This is a genomic window from Agarivorans sp. 1_MG-2023 (genome assembly GCF_030548385.1).
Lineage (GTDB): Bacteria > Pseudomonadota > Gammaproteobacteria > Enterobacterales > Celerinatantimonadaceae > Agarivorans.
Genome location: NZ_JAUOSJ010000002.1, coordinates 28,009 through 42,929, shown reverse-complemented (window position 1 = coordinate 42,929; position 14,921 = coordinate 28,009). Strand labels below are relative to the sequence as shown.

The 14,921-nt window shown below is 45.8% G+C and carries 14 protein-coding genes and 1 other RNA gene; 5 read left to right on the top strand and 10 right to left on the bottom strand.

Going from position 1 to position 14,921, the window contains the following annotated elements; genetic code table 11:
- Positions 1-53: 53 nt before the first annotated feature.
- Positions 54-461, bottom strand: coding sequence for an XRE family transcriptional regulator (locus Q4592_RS02250; RefSeq protein WP_303509232.1), 408 nt, complete (start codon positions 459-461; stop codon positions 54-56).
- Between the two features lie 122 nt (positions 462-583).
- On the opposite strand from Q4592_RS02250, the gene Q4592_RS02245 reads away from it, so the two are divergent.
- The 3 genes from Q4592_RS02245 to Q4592_RS02235 all read left to right on the top strand — a co-directional run bounded on the left by Q4592_RS02245 (position 584) and on the right by Q4592_RS02235 (position 2,970).
- Complete coding sequence (locus tag Q4592_RS02245) at positions 584-1,171, top strand: acyloxyacyl hydrolase (protein WP_303509230.1); 588 nt, start codon at positions 584-586, stop codon at positions 1,169-1,171.
- A gap of 197 nt (positions 1,172-1,368) precedes the next feature.
- Positions 1,369-2,559 (top strand): serine hydrolase domain-containing protein, encoded by a 1,191-nt coding sequence (locus Q4592_RS02240; protein ID WP_303509228.1) that lies wholly within the window; start codon positions 1,369-1,371, stop codon positions 2,557-2,559.
- Between the two features lie 15 nt (positions 2,560-2,574).
- Entirely contained in the window at positions 2,575-2,970 is a 396-nt protein-coding gene (locus Q4592_RS02235) for a hypothetical protein (RefSeq protein WP_303509226.1), read from the top strand.
- 50 nt (positions 2,971-3,020) lie between these two features.
- On the opposite strand, the gene Q4592_RS02230 is transcribed toward Q4592_RS02235, so the two are convergent.
- The 5 genes from Q4592_RS02230 to Q4592_RS02210 all read right to left on the bottom strand — a co-directional run bounded on the left by Q4592_RS02230 (position 3,021) and on the right by Q4592_RS02210 (position 8,037).
- Positions 3,021-4,229, bottom strand: a complete 1,209-nt coding sequence (locus tag Q4592_RS02230; protein ID WP_303509223.1) for an FAD-dependent monooxygenase — start codon at positions 4,227-4,229, stop codon at positions 3,021-3,023.
- A 19-nt stretch (positions 4,230-4,248) separates the two neighbouring features.
- The gene (gene ubiH / locus Q4592_RS02225) at positions 4,249-5,454 is read right to left on the bottom strand and encodes a 2-octaprenyl-6-methoxyphenyl hydroxylase (protein WP_303509221.1); all 1,206 of its coding nucleotides are present in this window, start codon (positions 5,452-5,454) and stop codon (positions 4,249-4,251) included.
- A gap of 4 nt (positions 5,455-5,458) precedes the next feature.
- Positions 5,459-6,751, bottom strand: a complete 1,293-nt coding sequence (pepP, locus tag Q4592_RS02220) for a Xaa-Pro aminopeptidase (protein WP_303509218.1) — start codon at positions 6,749-6,751, stop codon at positions 5,459-5,461.
- Positions 6,752-6,773: 22 nt separating this feature from the next.
- Entirely contained in the window at positions 6,774-7,340 is a 567-nt protein-coding gene (locus Q4592_RS02215; RefSeq protein WP_303509216.1) for a UPF0149 family protein, read from the bottom strand.
- Between the two features lie 91 nt (positions 7,341-7,431).
- A complete protein-coding gene (locus tag Q4592_RS02210; protein ID WP_137672278.1) occupies positions 7,432-8,037 on the bottom strand; it encodes a hypothetical protein in 606 nt (201 codons plus the stop codon).
- Positions 8,038-8,307: 270 nt separating this feature from the next.
- On the opposite strand from Q4592_RS02210, the gene zapA reads away from it, so the two are divergent.
- Together zapA and ssrS are read left to right on the top strand one after the other, a co-directional pair.
- Positions 8,308-8,622, top strand: a complete 315-nt coding sequence (zapA, locus tag Q4592_RS02205) for a cell division protein ZapA (protein ID WP_303509210.1) — start codon at positions 8,308-8,310, stop codon at positions 8,620-8,622.
- Positions 8,623-8,669: 47 nt separating this feature from the next.
- A non-coding RNA gene (gene ssrS, locus Q4592_RS02200) (6S RNA) lies at positions 8,670-8,850 on the top strand.
- Positions 8,851-9,025: 175 nt separating this feature from the next.
- On the opposite strand, the gene Q4592_RS02195 is transcribed toward ssrS, so the two are convergent.
- From Q4592_RS02195 to Q4592_RS02180, 4 genes are all read right to left on the bottom strand, one after another.
- Positions 9,026-10,504 (bottom strand): methyl-accepting chemotaxis protein, encoded by a 1,479-nt coding sequence (locus Q4592_RS02195; RefSeq protein WP_303509207.1) that lies wholly within the window; start codon positions 10,502-10,504, stop codon positions 9,026-9,028.
- Positions 10,505-10,522: 18 nt separating this feature from the next.
- Complete coding sequence (locus Q4592_RS02190; RefSeq protein ID WP_303509205.1) at positions 10,523-11,374, bottom strand: transporter substrate-binding domain-containing protein; 852 nt, start codon at positions 11,372-11,374, stop codon at positions 10,523-10,525.
- Positions 11,375-11,408: 34 nt separating this feature from the next.
- A complete protein-coding gene (locus tag Q4592_RS02185) occupies positions 11,409-11,810 on the bottom strand; it encodes a hypothetical protein (protein WP_303509203.1) in 402 nt (133 codons plus the stop codon).
- Positions 11,811-11,873: 63 nt separating this feature from the next.
- On the bottom strand, positions 11,874-14,855 hold the full coding sequence (locus Q4592_RS02180; RefSeq protein ID WP_303509199.1) for a beta-agarase: 2,982 nt from the start codon (positions 14,853-14,855) through the stop codon (positions 11,874-11,876).
- Positions 14,856-14,921: the final 66 nt, after the last annotated feature.

Sequence of the window (14,921 nt, the reverse complement as noted above, 5' to 3'; positions counted from 1 at the left end):
TCAGCTTAGCCAACGCGAACCCGAATATTGAAAATAGTGGGGTAGCTGTAGGTTCAACTCAACCGCTTGTGTTGCCTTAATGTTTGCATTAAGGAGTGCAAAAGTTCTATGTCTTGCGAAGGCATGCTCATCATTTCATCCATCAGTTTTAGCACGCTAGCAGGCACCGCTATTTGTCCGCCTTGCTGCCTGTCTATCTCGTCTACCGGAAAAAACTGCAAAATACTCACATCTAGCACTTTGCCCATTCTAAATAGATCAGACACGGTGAATTGGCTACTTTGAGCTCTATCCATTTTGCTGTAAAAGGCAGTTTTACCTATGCCCGCTTTATCGGCCAAGGCGCTTTTAGTGATTTGATTGTGCACCATGTAGGCCTCTACCCGCTCTATTAGCATCATTCGAAAACGCTGCTCGTCTTCACCAAAAAACTCAAAGCCTTGGGTTTCTAATTCAGCCATTTTTGCTTGCTCTATTTACATAATATGAAATAAAGCTTAGCTTTTTGTTCATATTATGGAAACAAGTTTATTTAAAGTTGCCCTCAGAACGCTTTTAAAGCAATTACCAAGAGGCAGCATATATGAAACGAATCGCATTCTTTCCCCCTTCCAAGGCTAAAAGCCAACACCTCACGCGTAGTTTAGCCTGGCTGTGTTTAACGCTACTAAGTGTTGAGTTGCCCGCCAAACAGTTAAACATTGGCGTGGGTTACGGCCCGCAAGTAGGCGCAAATGTTGAACGACAAAATAATGCGGTATTTGATCTTAGCTACACCTTTTGGGATTGCCGCTTTGGCGAGAATGAGCGCTGGCAATTACTGCTGGGGGTGGGCTATAGCCACTTAGTGAGCGATGTTGAACAAAACAGTGAAGTAGATGTTTACTCACTACTTCCCACTATTCGTTACAACTTAAAAGCTCGCGACAGCTTCGACCCATATTTCGGCTTTACTGCTGGGCCATCGATCATGTCATCCAACAAACTGGGCTATCAAGAGCAAGGCTCGCGCTTTCTGTTTAACGACTTCATTAGCTTTGGCGCTTATTTTGGTGAGTACAGACAGTGGGAGCTTAGCTTTTCTTGGCGTCATCTTTCAAACGCCGATTTGCTTCCTCCTAATCCCGGTTTTGATGTGCCCTTTAGCCTTAGTCTTGGCCGTAAATTCTAAACACTAGCTTGCCAATACCGCGATGAATTAAAGGTAATTGGCTTTGTTCATATTACGAAATAGACCAAGTTCAGAGTTCATATTATGAAATTGGCATTGCGTAATATGAAGACATTGAAACAACAACACAACTTTGCAGCTTGAGGACCAAGTTGTTAACCCTAGGCAGGATTCGCCAAACCATAAGATGAATAACCATGACAAATAGCAAAACACTTAAAACGACCTTACTCGCGAGCTTAGCCGCTGCAGCCATTTTCAGCACCGGCGTAAGTGCTGCGCCTTCTAACTTAACGCCGTTAACTATTGATACCTGGCAACAGCAACGCGCCGAAGGCTTAATCAACTTGCCGTCAATTACCCCAAACGTTATGGCTGTGAACGCGCAAAACAGCTTTCGCATCAACCACCAAAAACGCCATTATGATATCCATGAAATTGACTCTGTAGCCAGAATCCTTAACCACCCTGCAGTCGCTAGCGTAGTGGTTATGAGCCAGCACGGCGACGTAATGCTAGAGCACTACCGCGATAGTGATCGCAACAGCATTTACTCGGACCAATCTTCGACTAAGTCGATGGGTTACATATTGCTAAATCGCGCCCTTAAAGCGCAACAAATTAGCTTGGATGACAAGGTAGAAAAATACCTACCAGAGATTGGTGCAGGCTTTAGAGGCCGCAGTGTAGCAGATGTTGCAAATATGGCTGTAAATCATGAGATCTCTGAACTGGCTGCTTACACCGGTGACCCTGAAGCTTTAAAAATGTTTGATGAAGATGAGCGCGTAATCGGCCTCCAACGCAACGACCAACGCAAAACTCTACGCGACTTTGCTAATCAGATTGACACCATGGGTGCCAGCAATAAGTGGCAAGGAAAAATTGCCAATTACGCCACCATTAATACCAACGTACTGATGCTAATTCTGGAAGCCGCCACTAACACCCCAGCAGACCAGTTGGTGCGTGAACTAATGCACGATATTGGTGGAGAACGAACCGTTTACATGGGCACCGACTTTGAAGGTGTGCCGATGATTGGCGCCTCATTAATGTCGGCCAGCTTGGACTTTGCCCGGTATGGTCGCTTGCTAATCGAAGACAGCAATGCTGCAAAGCAAGATATTCAACAAGCTAAAAAAGACGGTGAGGTTGTGCCAGCAGAGCTTACCGCTATCGAGTCTCGTTACTACAAATCGGCAATTATGAACAAATATGGCTTAGGTCATAGTGGTTGGGGCGGGCAACTTATTTGGGCAGACCCTGAGTCTGGCACCATTATCGCAATTAATAGCCGCATCGCCAGTGAATTGCCAGCGCCTTACGAGCACTTTAACAAGCTCTACCAAGCTGCTTACGACATCATAGAACTACTACGTAAATAGCCCTAGGAGAACACGATGAATTCGCAAAATCTAAACAAAAGCATTCGACAAAAAACGACAATAATTAGAGCGTTACTGGCAGCGATGGTGATCATGCTAATGTTGTCGTTGAGCGTGCAAGCCAATGAAGTTGACCCACAAACCGGTGAAGAGTACGCCATGGTGGTAGCCAAAGGAAAACTACTGAGCTTAACTAAATGGAAGGTTGAGGTAGACTTTGGCCAAGCCTTAGAAATTGGTATAAAAAACAAAGATCTATTACGAGACAGAAATGGCAAAGTAATAGCGTTTAATTCACCGATGGCTGCACTTAATCACCTAAACCAATCAGGTTGGGTATTAGTGTCGGCCAATACCAGTGGAGATCAGTTCTCGGCCATTATGAAGCGCGACAAGCCACGTGCTGAGTAAGCTTAGCAACCAAAAGCGCTAATACTTTCTCTAAGTATCAGCGCTAATACTTAAACTTTACAGCTAGCTCGTTTAGGCAGGTCACCTTCTAAGCCCAAAGCTCGACGCATCGCTTGTTGCTTAAGAGGTTCGGCTTTGTCCACCAAGCTCATACCCACTCCGCGCAGCAATTTAAGTGCGGGGTTGGTATTACCAAACAAACGCTTAAAAAATTCCATTGAAGCAATCATTTGACTGGCTTCACTTTTACGCCAGCGCTCAAAGTGGCGCAGGTTGTTGTACTCACCAATGCTTTTGCCCGCTTGCTGTAAGGCTATTAGCTCTTGGGCTAAGGCAGCGGCATCCATCAAACCAAGGTTAACGCCTTGTCCCGCTAAGGGGTGAATGGTATGTGCTGCGTCGCCAATTAAGGCATAACCTTTTCCCGCGAAGTCACGCGCATAACGCATTCGAAGTGGGAAGCCGGCGATGTCACCTACTCGCTCACACAAGCCTAAGCGGTTATCAAAGGCCATAGTGAGCTGCTTATTAAATTCGCTTTCAGACATGGCTTGTAGCTCTGCCGCTCTGTCGGGGGATACCGACCAAACAATTGAGCAGGTATGGCTATCGCTTAACGGTAAAAAGGCTAAGGGACCTTCTGGAGTAAACACCTGTCTGGCGCAATCTTGATGCGGCTCGGCGGTTTTAATGCTAGCCACAATGGCAGTGTGCTGGTAATCCCAGTAGGTGAGTGGCACATCTAATTGCTGACGCAACCAAGAGTTAGCGCCATCGGCAGCCACTAACAACTTACAACTCAAGCCTTGGCCATTAGCAAAACTCAACCATGATTCGCTATCGCCACGGTGTAGTTTGTCTACCGCTTGTTCAACAATCGTTACGTTGCTTTGCTGGCTAACTTGCTGCCATAGGGCGTGACGAATAATGTCGTTTTCTACAATGTGACCAATGTTTGGTACCATCATTTTCTCTGCCTGAAAACGAATGTTAGCGAAGCTGTCTTGCTCCCATACTTGCATGTCGCTGTAGGGTGCAACACGCTGCTGCAAAATACTTCTCCAAACGCCTAAAGACTCTAAAAACTGTTGCGACGACAGGCTAATTGCACTTACCCGTAAACTGTATTGGTTTAACTCAGGTTGTTGCGAGGGTTTAGGCTCTACAATGGCAATACGCAAGGGGCTGTCGGCCAATGCACTCGCTAACGCCAAGCCAACCATTCCACCACCAATAATTGCTATGTCTACTGCTTGCATATGCCTGCCTTTACGCCAATTAACGAGAGAATAAACCTAAGCTTTGTTTGGCTAACAAAGACTTAAAGCTTGGGAAGAGTTGCATGGCCATTAAGCCCACATTACGTGGAACAACCGAGCTTTTATCGCTACAGGCAAATAAACTCGCGAGGCTTGAGGTCATTGAAATGGTACGTTCTATATCTGCTTGGCGCTGCTGCTGATAGGCATCGAGCATAGCGTGTGCGCCTAAATCTTGCCCTTTATGCCACTGTTCTAGAATCAACGGTGCTAAAGCGGCTACGTCGCGCAAACCTAGGTTAAAACCTTGCCCTGCGATGGGGTGTAAGCTGTGGGCGGCGTTGCCTAAAATTAACATCCGATGGGCAAAGAAGCGCTGGTAGTAACGCAGCACCAGTGGGTAAGTAACACGAGCGCCGACGCCAACAAAACGCCCTGCGCGGTAACCAAAAGCCTGCTGTAGCTCGGCTAAAAAGGCATCTTCGTCAAGGTTTTGTAGCTGCTTGGCTTGCTCAGCATCAACCGACCATACCACCGACCAACGCTGGTTAGTCATGGGCAATAACGCTAATGGGCCATTATCGGTAAAACGCTCAAAGGCTCTGCCCGCTAGCGCTTGCTCTGCTTGCACATTGGCTATCAGTGCAAACTTAGCAAAATCATGCTGCTGCTGAGTACCTATCTTCTTACCGACTAAGGAATCGGCACCGTCGGCACCAACCAGTAAGCTTGCAGTGATGCTCTGCTGATTATCCAGCTCAACAATCACCTGCTGTTGTTGTTGCTCGATGCTTTGTACTTTATGCGGGCAAAATAGCGTTATTTGTTCGCGTTCGGCCAACAGTTGATGAAACTCTCGCCCGGCGTGTTCAAGCTCTATCACTTGGCCTAAGGCACGCAATTGGTATTCATCAGCGTCGAGGGTTGTCCAGCCGCAATGGCCACGATCAGACACATGAATATGTTCAATAGCGCAGCTATGGGGAGCCAGTGATTGCCATAGGTTTTGCTGCTTAAGCCAACGCTCTGAGCCAGCCGACAAGGCAATGGCTCGTCCATCAAAACCAGGGTGTTGACCAAAGTTGAGCTCGGCGGCCTCTATCACTGCTATTCGCAGAGGCTTAACGCCGCTCTCTTGATTGCTGAGTGCTAAAGCTAAGCTGGCACCAGCCATGCCAGCGCCAACAATCGCAATGTCGAAATGCTCAAGCTTGGATTGCGGCATTACACTAACTCGCCATTAATGCTTCGATCTCGGCGATCGTTTTTGGCACATCGGCAGTTAATACTTCACAGCCATTGGCAGTAATAACCACATCATCTTCGATGCGAATCCCCACGCCTTTATAAGCGGCTGAAACATCGGCATCTGCCGGAATATATAAACCAGGCTCAATGGTGATGGCCATACCCTCTGCTAATGGGCGAGTGCGTTTTACATCGTAGTAGTCACCTACATCATGCACATCTAAGCCAATCCAATGGCCAAGTCCGTGCATGTAGTATTCTTTGTAAGCTTCTTCTTCAATTAAGGTGGCAACATCGCCCTGCATAATACCTAGCTCAACCAAACCACTTACCATAATGTTCAGCACAACTTGGTTGGCCTCAAAAATAGAAACGCCGGGTTTAAGCATTTCAATCGCCGCCACTTGGGCAGCCAACACTATGTTATACAACTTGGCTTGTTCGGGGCCAAACTTACCGTTTACCGGAAAGGTGCGAGTAATGTCGCCAGCATACATTTGGTATTCTGCGCCAGCGTCAATTAATACCAAATCGCCATTTTGCATCGCGCTTTGGTTTTCGGTGTAATGCAAAATACAGGCATTGTCTCCTGCGCCAACAATGGTGCCATAAGCGGGCGAACGCGCTCCCGCCATTAAAAACTCATGATGAATTTCTGCTTCAAGTTGGTATTCGAACATACCCACTTTACTGCTACGCATGGCACGTACATGGCCAGCCGCAGATATCTCTCCCGCTTTGCGCATTAAGGCCACTTCATCGGCAGATTTAATTAGGCGCATCTCGTCAACAATCGGTCGCCAATCTTCAATTTGGCTAGGCGCTTTAAAGCCTTGGCGCAAACCGTTGCGTAAGCTCTCAATGGCTGAGAATATAAGTTGGTCGTAAGCTGGGTAACGGCCTTGCGCTAAATACACTTTATCTAAACCATCTAGTTCTAGATGCAGTAGCTCGGCAAGCTCTTCAACCGCTAAAGCTTTGTCTATGACTAAGCTCTCAACGGCCTGTTCTTGACCTACACGGCGGCCTTGCCAAATTTCGGCTAGCTTATCTTTGCTGCGATTAAACAATACAGTGCGGGTTTCGCCAGCTTGTTTAATCAGCAATAACAGTGCCTTGGGTTCGTTAAAACCTGAGAAGTAATAAAAGTCGCTATCTTGGCGAAACGGGAACTCGGTATCACGACTACGGGTTTGTTCTTCTGCTGCGCAGAAAATCGCAACACTGTTGTCTGACATAGCAGTAAATAACTGCTGACGACGCGATAAAAACACAGCAACTCCTTAGCGTGTGATATTAGTGCAATGTAGGTTGTTGTTCGTCACTATCACTGGCAGTGAGGTGAGCAAAAATGGTAATTGCACCAATCCGCACATACTCCACTACTTGGAATAGTGCTTGTTCATTCTCTTCTTCATCGTCATCTAAATCTGACGATAATTGGCTAATTTCTGTAAAGTCTTTAACCAGCTCTTGCACGTCTTCGGCAAGCTTTTTCAAATCGCTTTGCACTACACCAAAGCCTACTAAAAAGCTTTGTACCCATTGCGCTAGGGCTTCGGTGCGTTCTTCTACAACCACTTCGTCATCAGGCAACATCAATTGAAAGCCCAATAAGCTATCGCTCATGCCGCTATGGGTGGCTTCCATCAGTACTTTAAGCTGATTTTTAATCTCTACGGGTAAGCCTTGGCCGTCGTTGATTAACAGGTTTAGTTGCCCCATCCAATCGCCGTCACTTGGCAAACCAGCGGCCAACAAGCCACTTAATAAACCGTGTACTTCTGCTGGGCTTACTAGGATTTTAGAACCGATCAACAGTTCACCCAGATCTTCGTAATCTGGATATGCAATTTTAGTCACGTTGAATACCTACCTACTTTAATTGGGCTAATCCTAACACTGCTTAAGTTTAGCAGCCATGTTAAACACACAATTAGCTGGAGCATTAGGGCTATTTTTGCTGGGCGTCTTTCAATTGTTTGCGGCGCAATCTCACTCGCTCAATGTATTGGTCGCGGAACAGTTTAATCAGAGTACTTTCTTGCTGGCGAATAAAGCGCGCTGAGATATGGGTGTTCTTAGTAAACTGCAAACATAGTTGAGGATAAGGGTCACGTTTGTTTTCAATTTTGCGACAAATCCGCGCTTCAAACTGGTGTTCGTAACCCTCGGTGCTGTACAGCAAGCTTAAGTCTTCAAACTCTTCTTGAACGTCTTTAGGTAAGTAATCAACAATTTTGCTGAGATCTTGATGAAAGATAAGCCTACCAATCAAAATCTTACTAGAAATAGGCAAAGGCTCGGCTGACGAGCGCCATTGAATACGGCATCCGCCTTCAGAGACATCTAATACAGGAAAAACGTGATCGCCCAAATACATCATCGGCATGAACTGCGCAGCAAAGGCATCTTTCACTTCCGATTTATGGCGGCCTTGAGGGGCAACATTGGCAATTTTAGTGTTGACCATTTTTATGAGGAGCTGAATCAAGCGCACTGGGTAAACAATGCGATAAAATCTGCGACGTTCATCGGCAAAACTGCCTGCTTGCGTCATTAAATATTCTTTCCTGTTACGTAAAAACTTCGCTACAACCTGAGTTAGCTTAACAAACCTAGTGATTATTGGCCGCTATGGTGGACAATAAACTTATGATATTCAAGCATGACAAGCAGGTTTTATGAGCCAGATAGCGCAGATTTGCTTAGCTTTACAACAAACTGCTCGTTAATGCCGCAGCTTGCACAATACCGCCCCAACAATGGTTGCAAGTTAAGGCGCTGCGCTATATATTCAGTTCGTAATAGAGTTTAGCTAAGGCGAACCATGGCGCAGGGCGTAGACATAATACTGTTAGGCAAAAACTACCGAGTAGCTTGCCCGGAAGGTGAAGAAGATAAACTTCGCCAAGCCGCAGATGAATTATCTCAACGCTTAGAAACGCTGAAACAAAAAAGCAATGTAAACAGCACCGAGCATTTAGCCATTATGGTGGGTTTGCATCTCTCTTATGAGCTACATGGTGAACAAGCTAAAAACCAGAATTATGCTGATAATATGAATCAGCGCATAGTAGAGCTTCAACACACTATTGAGCGTGCCTTGCTAGAGCAAAGCCAACCTATAGGCAATGTTGAATAGAGCCCTCGCACAGGTCTCGATGTTTTACTACAGTGTATAAAGAGTTTAGTTTCCTGGGGTGTTCGCCAGTTGGTGATGTCCCTGAGCCGATAATTGTATCTTTAGGGTAATTTTTCTTTGCTATTGAGCATGCTCAGCCCGACTGAGAAGCCTACGGTAGAGACTTGTTTCCCGCCTTGAACCTCATGGTTCAAGGGCTAAAATCAACAGCGGCACTCTGGGTACTTCTTTACTTTTAGACAAAAGCGTTTCCCCCTTTCTATACGAACCTCATCGCTCAAAACCCTAAATAAACACTAATGCACAGCTTGTTACCCGCTGGGTTCCCTTGTTTCTAGATACAAAAATGCCGTAACTGAGGTGTATTAAACACCTCACGTTACGGTATGTTGAACGAGCTTATTTACACTTTGAAACGTTTGATATTCACCACTAAATCATTGTTATGCTGTTCTAGCGATATCACTTGCCCGTTAACACTTTTTGCGTTGTTGGCAATTGAGCTGGCTAGGCCATTTAACACCGTTACGTTTTCTGCAATGGTTTGGGTAACGCTATTTTGTTGCTTAGCGGCTACCGCTACATGGGTGTTCATTTGATTAATGTTTTCAATGTGTTCGGCTATATCCCCTAAGGCTTGAGATAAAGACTCAGCCGCGTCGTCTACTTCTTTGCTCGATTGCAAACTGGCGCCCATAGAACTGGCCGCATTTGAGGCATTGTCTTGTAAGGCTGCCACTATCGATTCAATCTCTTGGGTTGATTCTTGAGTCTTCTGAGCCAGCGCCCTGACCTCATCAGCCACTACCGCAAAACCTCTACCTTGCTCACCGGCTCTAGCGGCCTCAATCGCAGCGTTCAATGCCAGCAAGTTTGTTTGCTCGGCAATATTGCGAATCACCTCTACCACAGAGCCAATCGCAGAACTCGATTCAATCAGCGTATCGATGCGCAACGAGGTATCACTAATGCTGCTAGATAACTTGGCAATCAGTTTGCTGTTTTCATCAACCAAACCAACACCAGCAATGGTTCGTTCTCTGGCATTTTGCGATTTCTCAGCAGTACTTTCGGCGTTAACAAACACCTCTTCAGCTGAGGCGCTCATTTGTTGCAGCGATGTAGCCGCCTGCTCCATTTGGTCTTGCTGAGAAAGAGAGTCACGCTGCGACTCACTAGACGAAGAGCTCAAGGAGTGAGACACCGAGCTCACCTGCTCGCTCACCGAACGAATGCTCACCAGCAAGTTAGATAGGTTATCCATGAGCAGATTGAAGTTGCCGCTCAATACGCCAATTTCATTGCTGTTGTGTACCGGAATACGGCGGGTAAGGTCACCATCGCCGGTGGCAATTTGGTGCAGAGAATTTGCCACATCGTTAATCGGAATGACCACCAGTTTTCTTACGTAGAAGAACACCGCACCCACCACCACCGCCAGCACCAAAATAATATTCAGCATTACATTGGTGATTTCGCTGTTTAGTGTGGCTACCACTGTAGAGTCGTCAAACTGCAGCTTTAAGCTACCAATCAGGTCTTCGCCGCGTTGTAGCTCTAACTGTCCAAACTCTTGCTTACTGCTGGCAATACTTGCTTGAGCAATCGCTTTACCACGTTGATCCACAACGGTGACCGCGTTAAGAATAGGTGACTGCACTAGGGCATCTACAATGGCTTGGGCTTGCTCAAAGTCGTACACAAATACAGCTTCAATTAGAGCGGCTTTGGCCATTTCGGTAACTGCTTGCTGCTCTACTTGGTAAGCCTTCGCCAATTTGCTTTTAGTGTTGATGTAACTCACACCACCACCTAACAAAAGGCCTAACAAGCCAAACAACAACAATATAATTATCAGAGATTTACTTAAACTTGCTTTCACGTTTAGTCTCGCTTATGTCTATCTATCTTGAATGTCTAACCACAGCTCTTTACGGTGCAAAGGCGCGTCGGCAGGCAACAAAGGATTATTTATTTTTATTATTTGGCGCTCATTTAGGCGCGCTGTTTTGAAGGTGTTAGAAATGAGGGGAGATTGATAAAATAGTTGGTCGTAACTGCCGTCTGCTATTGCGGCTTCTAAACCATTATTAATTGCGTCGTATAGTTCTCGATTTTGTGGGTCCACGTAGAGATACATCGCCATGGGGTATATCAATAAAATGTTGTCTTCTACGGCTAGGTTTACTTCATTTTGGGTTTCAACCACCTCCCAGGCTTCGTGAACCGCTAAAGGTAGGTAGTCAAAGCGGCCACCATCTACCATATGGAATAAACTCTGGGCTTTAACTGGCTTTACCACTTCAAGACCCGCATTTTCCAAAATCTCAGTATCCCCCCAAAAACGCCCTAAACCAGCTTTTAAGCGCTTTAGGCTTTCTAGGCTCGATACACCTTCAAAGGCCGCTTGATTGCTTTGTTCAATCACAAATACCCGGTGACCTAACAAGCCCTTAAAAATAGGAATTTTGATGGGTTTAAGTTGCTGCTGCATGGCATTTGATGCGCCCGCCCAAATAACGCTAACTTGGTTTTGTTTTACTTCTTCAACTAAGCGCGCCTCACTGTAGTAGGTATCAATCGGTTGAATGTCTTGCGAATAATTACTCTTTTCAAAAGAAAGCTTAATCAGATCAATCACTAAACGGTCACGTTCGCCCAAAACCATGGGCGTAGTTACTTGTGCTAAAACGGTGTTTGAAAGGACTAAACCACAGATTAAAAATAGACTGGCAATAGGGTGTTTTTTCATACTTATTCTCTTACCAAAACGCTATTACATGCGGCTAAAAACCTTGGTGAAATACCACGCTGTTTTTAAGATTAATAATTTGTTTAAGCACCACATCTTCTGGCGCGTCACGTTTGTATTCTTCGCTATTTTGGTTTTCCATTACCAAAGTGAAGACTTTGTATTGATGCTGCTTGGCGGCCTCTATATAAAAATCTAAGTCACTAGATTTAGAGAATGAGTTGGTTACTGCAATCGTATTCGCACCTTGCTCCATAAATTCCGATACGCTACTTCGACAGTATTCATCAGCATGGGGTTTTAACTCTTCATTCCATTTGTTTTGTCCGTATTGGGAGTAATAATCCCAACATGACACAACATTTTCGGTAATGGTTTTAGCAAACTCGGTTTTACCGCTGCCAAATGGCCCGCGAACGATATATAGATACTTCATATTTCTTCCTGAAATTAAAAAGGCCGCCTGCAATACAACTTAATTTGCGAGGCGGCACAGGTCTTACACTTTACGGCGTCTTAGTACTAGCACACCCATTAGGCCCAACAGCGATAACCATCCAGCGCTACCACCGCCACCTGTTACATCGCTAGGAGGCGTAGGTGGGTCAATCGGTGGATCAACTGGCTCACCTGGTTCTGGTGCGTCTGGCCCAGAATGGCTTACGCCAATATTGGTGCCGGTATACAATGCACCCGCTCTAGATGCGGCTTCTGCTGCATTACCAAGGCTTGAACAATCGTCACCATACATGCCACAGTTAAACTCACGCACGGCATCAGTCATTAAGGTGTAAGGCGTATCAGTGGTAGATACAAAACCTACGTTGTAGTTTTCGCCATCCCAAGCACGACCAGTTAGTGGTGAATCGATGTATTGGAACCAATGTGCACCAACAAAGTTTTTGTGAGCGTTTACTGATTCAAAAAAGTTCACCATTTTGTCAGCACGGTCTTGTTGAGAGTTTGCATTAACTACACCCTCTGCAAACGAGCCACTATCAAGTGCGCCGAAATGGAATTCACCAATAATCACTGGCTTATCGATAGCCTCGATTTGAGACAAAGCGTCAGCATCCCAATCGGTGGCTGAAATGCTGTCTTTGTAGATGTTATAACTCATTACATCTACCACTGCAGACGCAGCACTGACTACATCAGGTGTACGACCCCAATCAGCAAAACGCGAACCTAAATACAGGTGATTTGGCAACTCAGCTTTCAAAGCTGTTTTCACCGTATTGAAGTATTGGAAAGCAAACTGCCATGACAAGTACTGAAGGTCTGCAGCCATTGCCGAGTTATACACCAACTCTTCTGCTGGGCGCATTGCATCCCACGAGGCGTAACTAGTACCCCAAACTGCATTCAAGTCAGCAATACCATCTGGGTAGCGATCATTTGATAAGAAGTAAATGAAGCTATTTTTAGCCGGGCTGGTACCTGCGTCCGTACCGTCGGTATTAAATACCGCTAGTGTTTGCTCATAACGTGAACTTTCAACCTCAGCATTTACATTGCCCCAACTCATTTCATTATCAACAAAGATACCTAACAAGTAGCCTTCGTTGCCTGCTACCTGAGCTTTGATCTCTGCAGCCATAGTGGCAGCGTTGGTGGCAAAGTTAGCATCCCAAGGATCTGGAAGTGGTCCCCAGTAACCGTCACCGATTTGTTTAACGGGTAAACGATCTGCACCTGACGTAGACCAACCATTCGCCACATATGGCACGCTGCCATTGTCGTAAAATGCAGGGTCAGTCCAGTTACCTAGGGTGTTGAAACCCCAATCTTTCATACGTTTAACAGTAATATCACGCCATACATCTTCACCGGCGTGGCGAGTTACCAAATTGTTTCCGTAGTAGCTTACTGCCTGACCAGTGGTCACCGGTCCGCTATGAACTGGGCCGTAGTTTTCGTTTACGTAATCACTCGGGATTTCGGTAAACATAGATTGACGAAGCTCAGAAGGCGTTTCATTTGATACGCCAGTTAGCGTGTAAGTGTCTGCTAAGCGAATATTATCAACACCCGTTGAGAAAAACGCATTGCCGTCTGGATCAACCAGCTGCCAGTTACCGCTATCGTCTTTACAGGCGTTAAAGGAAGCAGGCGTAGCTAATACACAATCAACACTTGGTGATACGTTAGTATTACCACCGTATTGGTTGCGATTAGTTAACTCACCTAGCGCCGCAAGTTCTGGAGCGCTTAATTTGGCCAGTTCTTCTTTATTGGCCACTTTACCTGTGTATGTCACCAGGTTGTTTTGACCCATTGGGTCTGACATTTCAGCATAGGCAGACGCATGGTTTAAATCTTTAATAATACGCATGTTATCAAAGACCAGTGTTTGGCTCGTTTCACCTGATGCTAATTCACCAATGAAGTAACGAATAGCGGTGATTTGAGATTTATCTAGCGCAACAAAATCTCCCCAACCATTTTGTGCACTCATTGGGTCTGCAGGAATATCACGCAGGCCAAGCGCTGTCACTCGCTCCTCTTGAGTTAATAACGAAGGGTTATCATTCAAGCTTGTGAAAATCGTTTTCGATTCGCCGGCTTTAACGCGAGTACCACGGGTTGCTGTTTCACCTTGGCTATTCACATCTTCGATGCGTGAATATAACCAAATATCGGCATCGCTGATATTGCTTACATCAACGGCTACCGCTGTGTGCTCACCTAGTTCAGCCCAATTCCAAGTACCTGCAAACACTAAACCGTTCCAACCGGCAGTGAACTCAGCCGCCATCGCAGCAGCGCCTTTTGTCACAATTTCAGTGGTGGTTGAAACGTTTACCCCACCGTCCGGCGTTAAGTAATCTGGAATGGTTTCGAAGTCGGCAATCTGTTCTAGAGTAGCAACTGGCGCGGTATGCGTATTTACAGCACCTTCACCAGGAGGTGGTGTTACAGCTTCACCGTCAACCATTACATTGTCAAAGTAGAGTACTTTGCTTTCGTTGTTGCTAAGCATGAACTGCACACCCAGCACTTTGTCTTTATCAAAGTTGGCGCCATGCTCTTGGAATTCATTCCCACCATTGAGGTTAAAGCTATAGCTTTGAGTTGAGTTAGCTGGCGCAGTGAAGTAGTCAAGAGAGGTTTGGCTATCGTCTTCCCAATCTGCCTGAATATCGTTATCGATAAGCTTAATCGCGAAAGTCACGTCAGTATCATTAGGGTTAACCACATCTACGGTCATGACATCTTCACTACCCCAGTTCCAGTTACCCCAATTCCACACGATTACTGGCTTAAAAGCAGCATCGAAAGACGCCTTTACCGATTGCGCACCGTCGGTAGCTTGTTCGGTTGAAAGTTCAGAAGTTGCATCTCCAGACACTTCTAAAAATTCAGCATTATTTTCTGAGCTGCTGTAGTCAGCTTCTTCAAAAGAAGTCACCAAACTTGCAGCACTTAGCGGTAAGGCTAAGCTTGCAGCTATTGCTGCGGTTAACAATTTAATCTTCATATTTCCTGCCCATTCCTTGTACCTAGCAGAGGGCACTCCCCCACCTGTTAGGGGAGTGCTAAATCG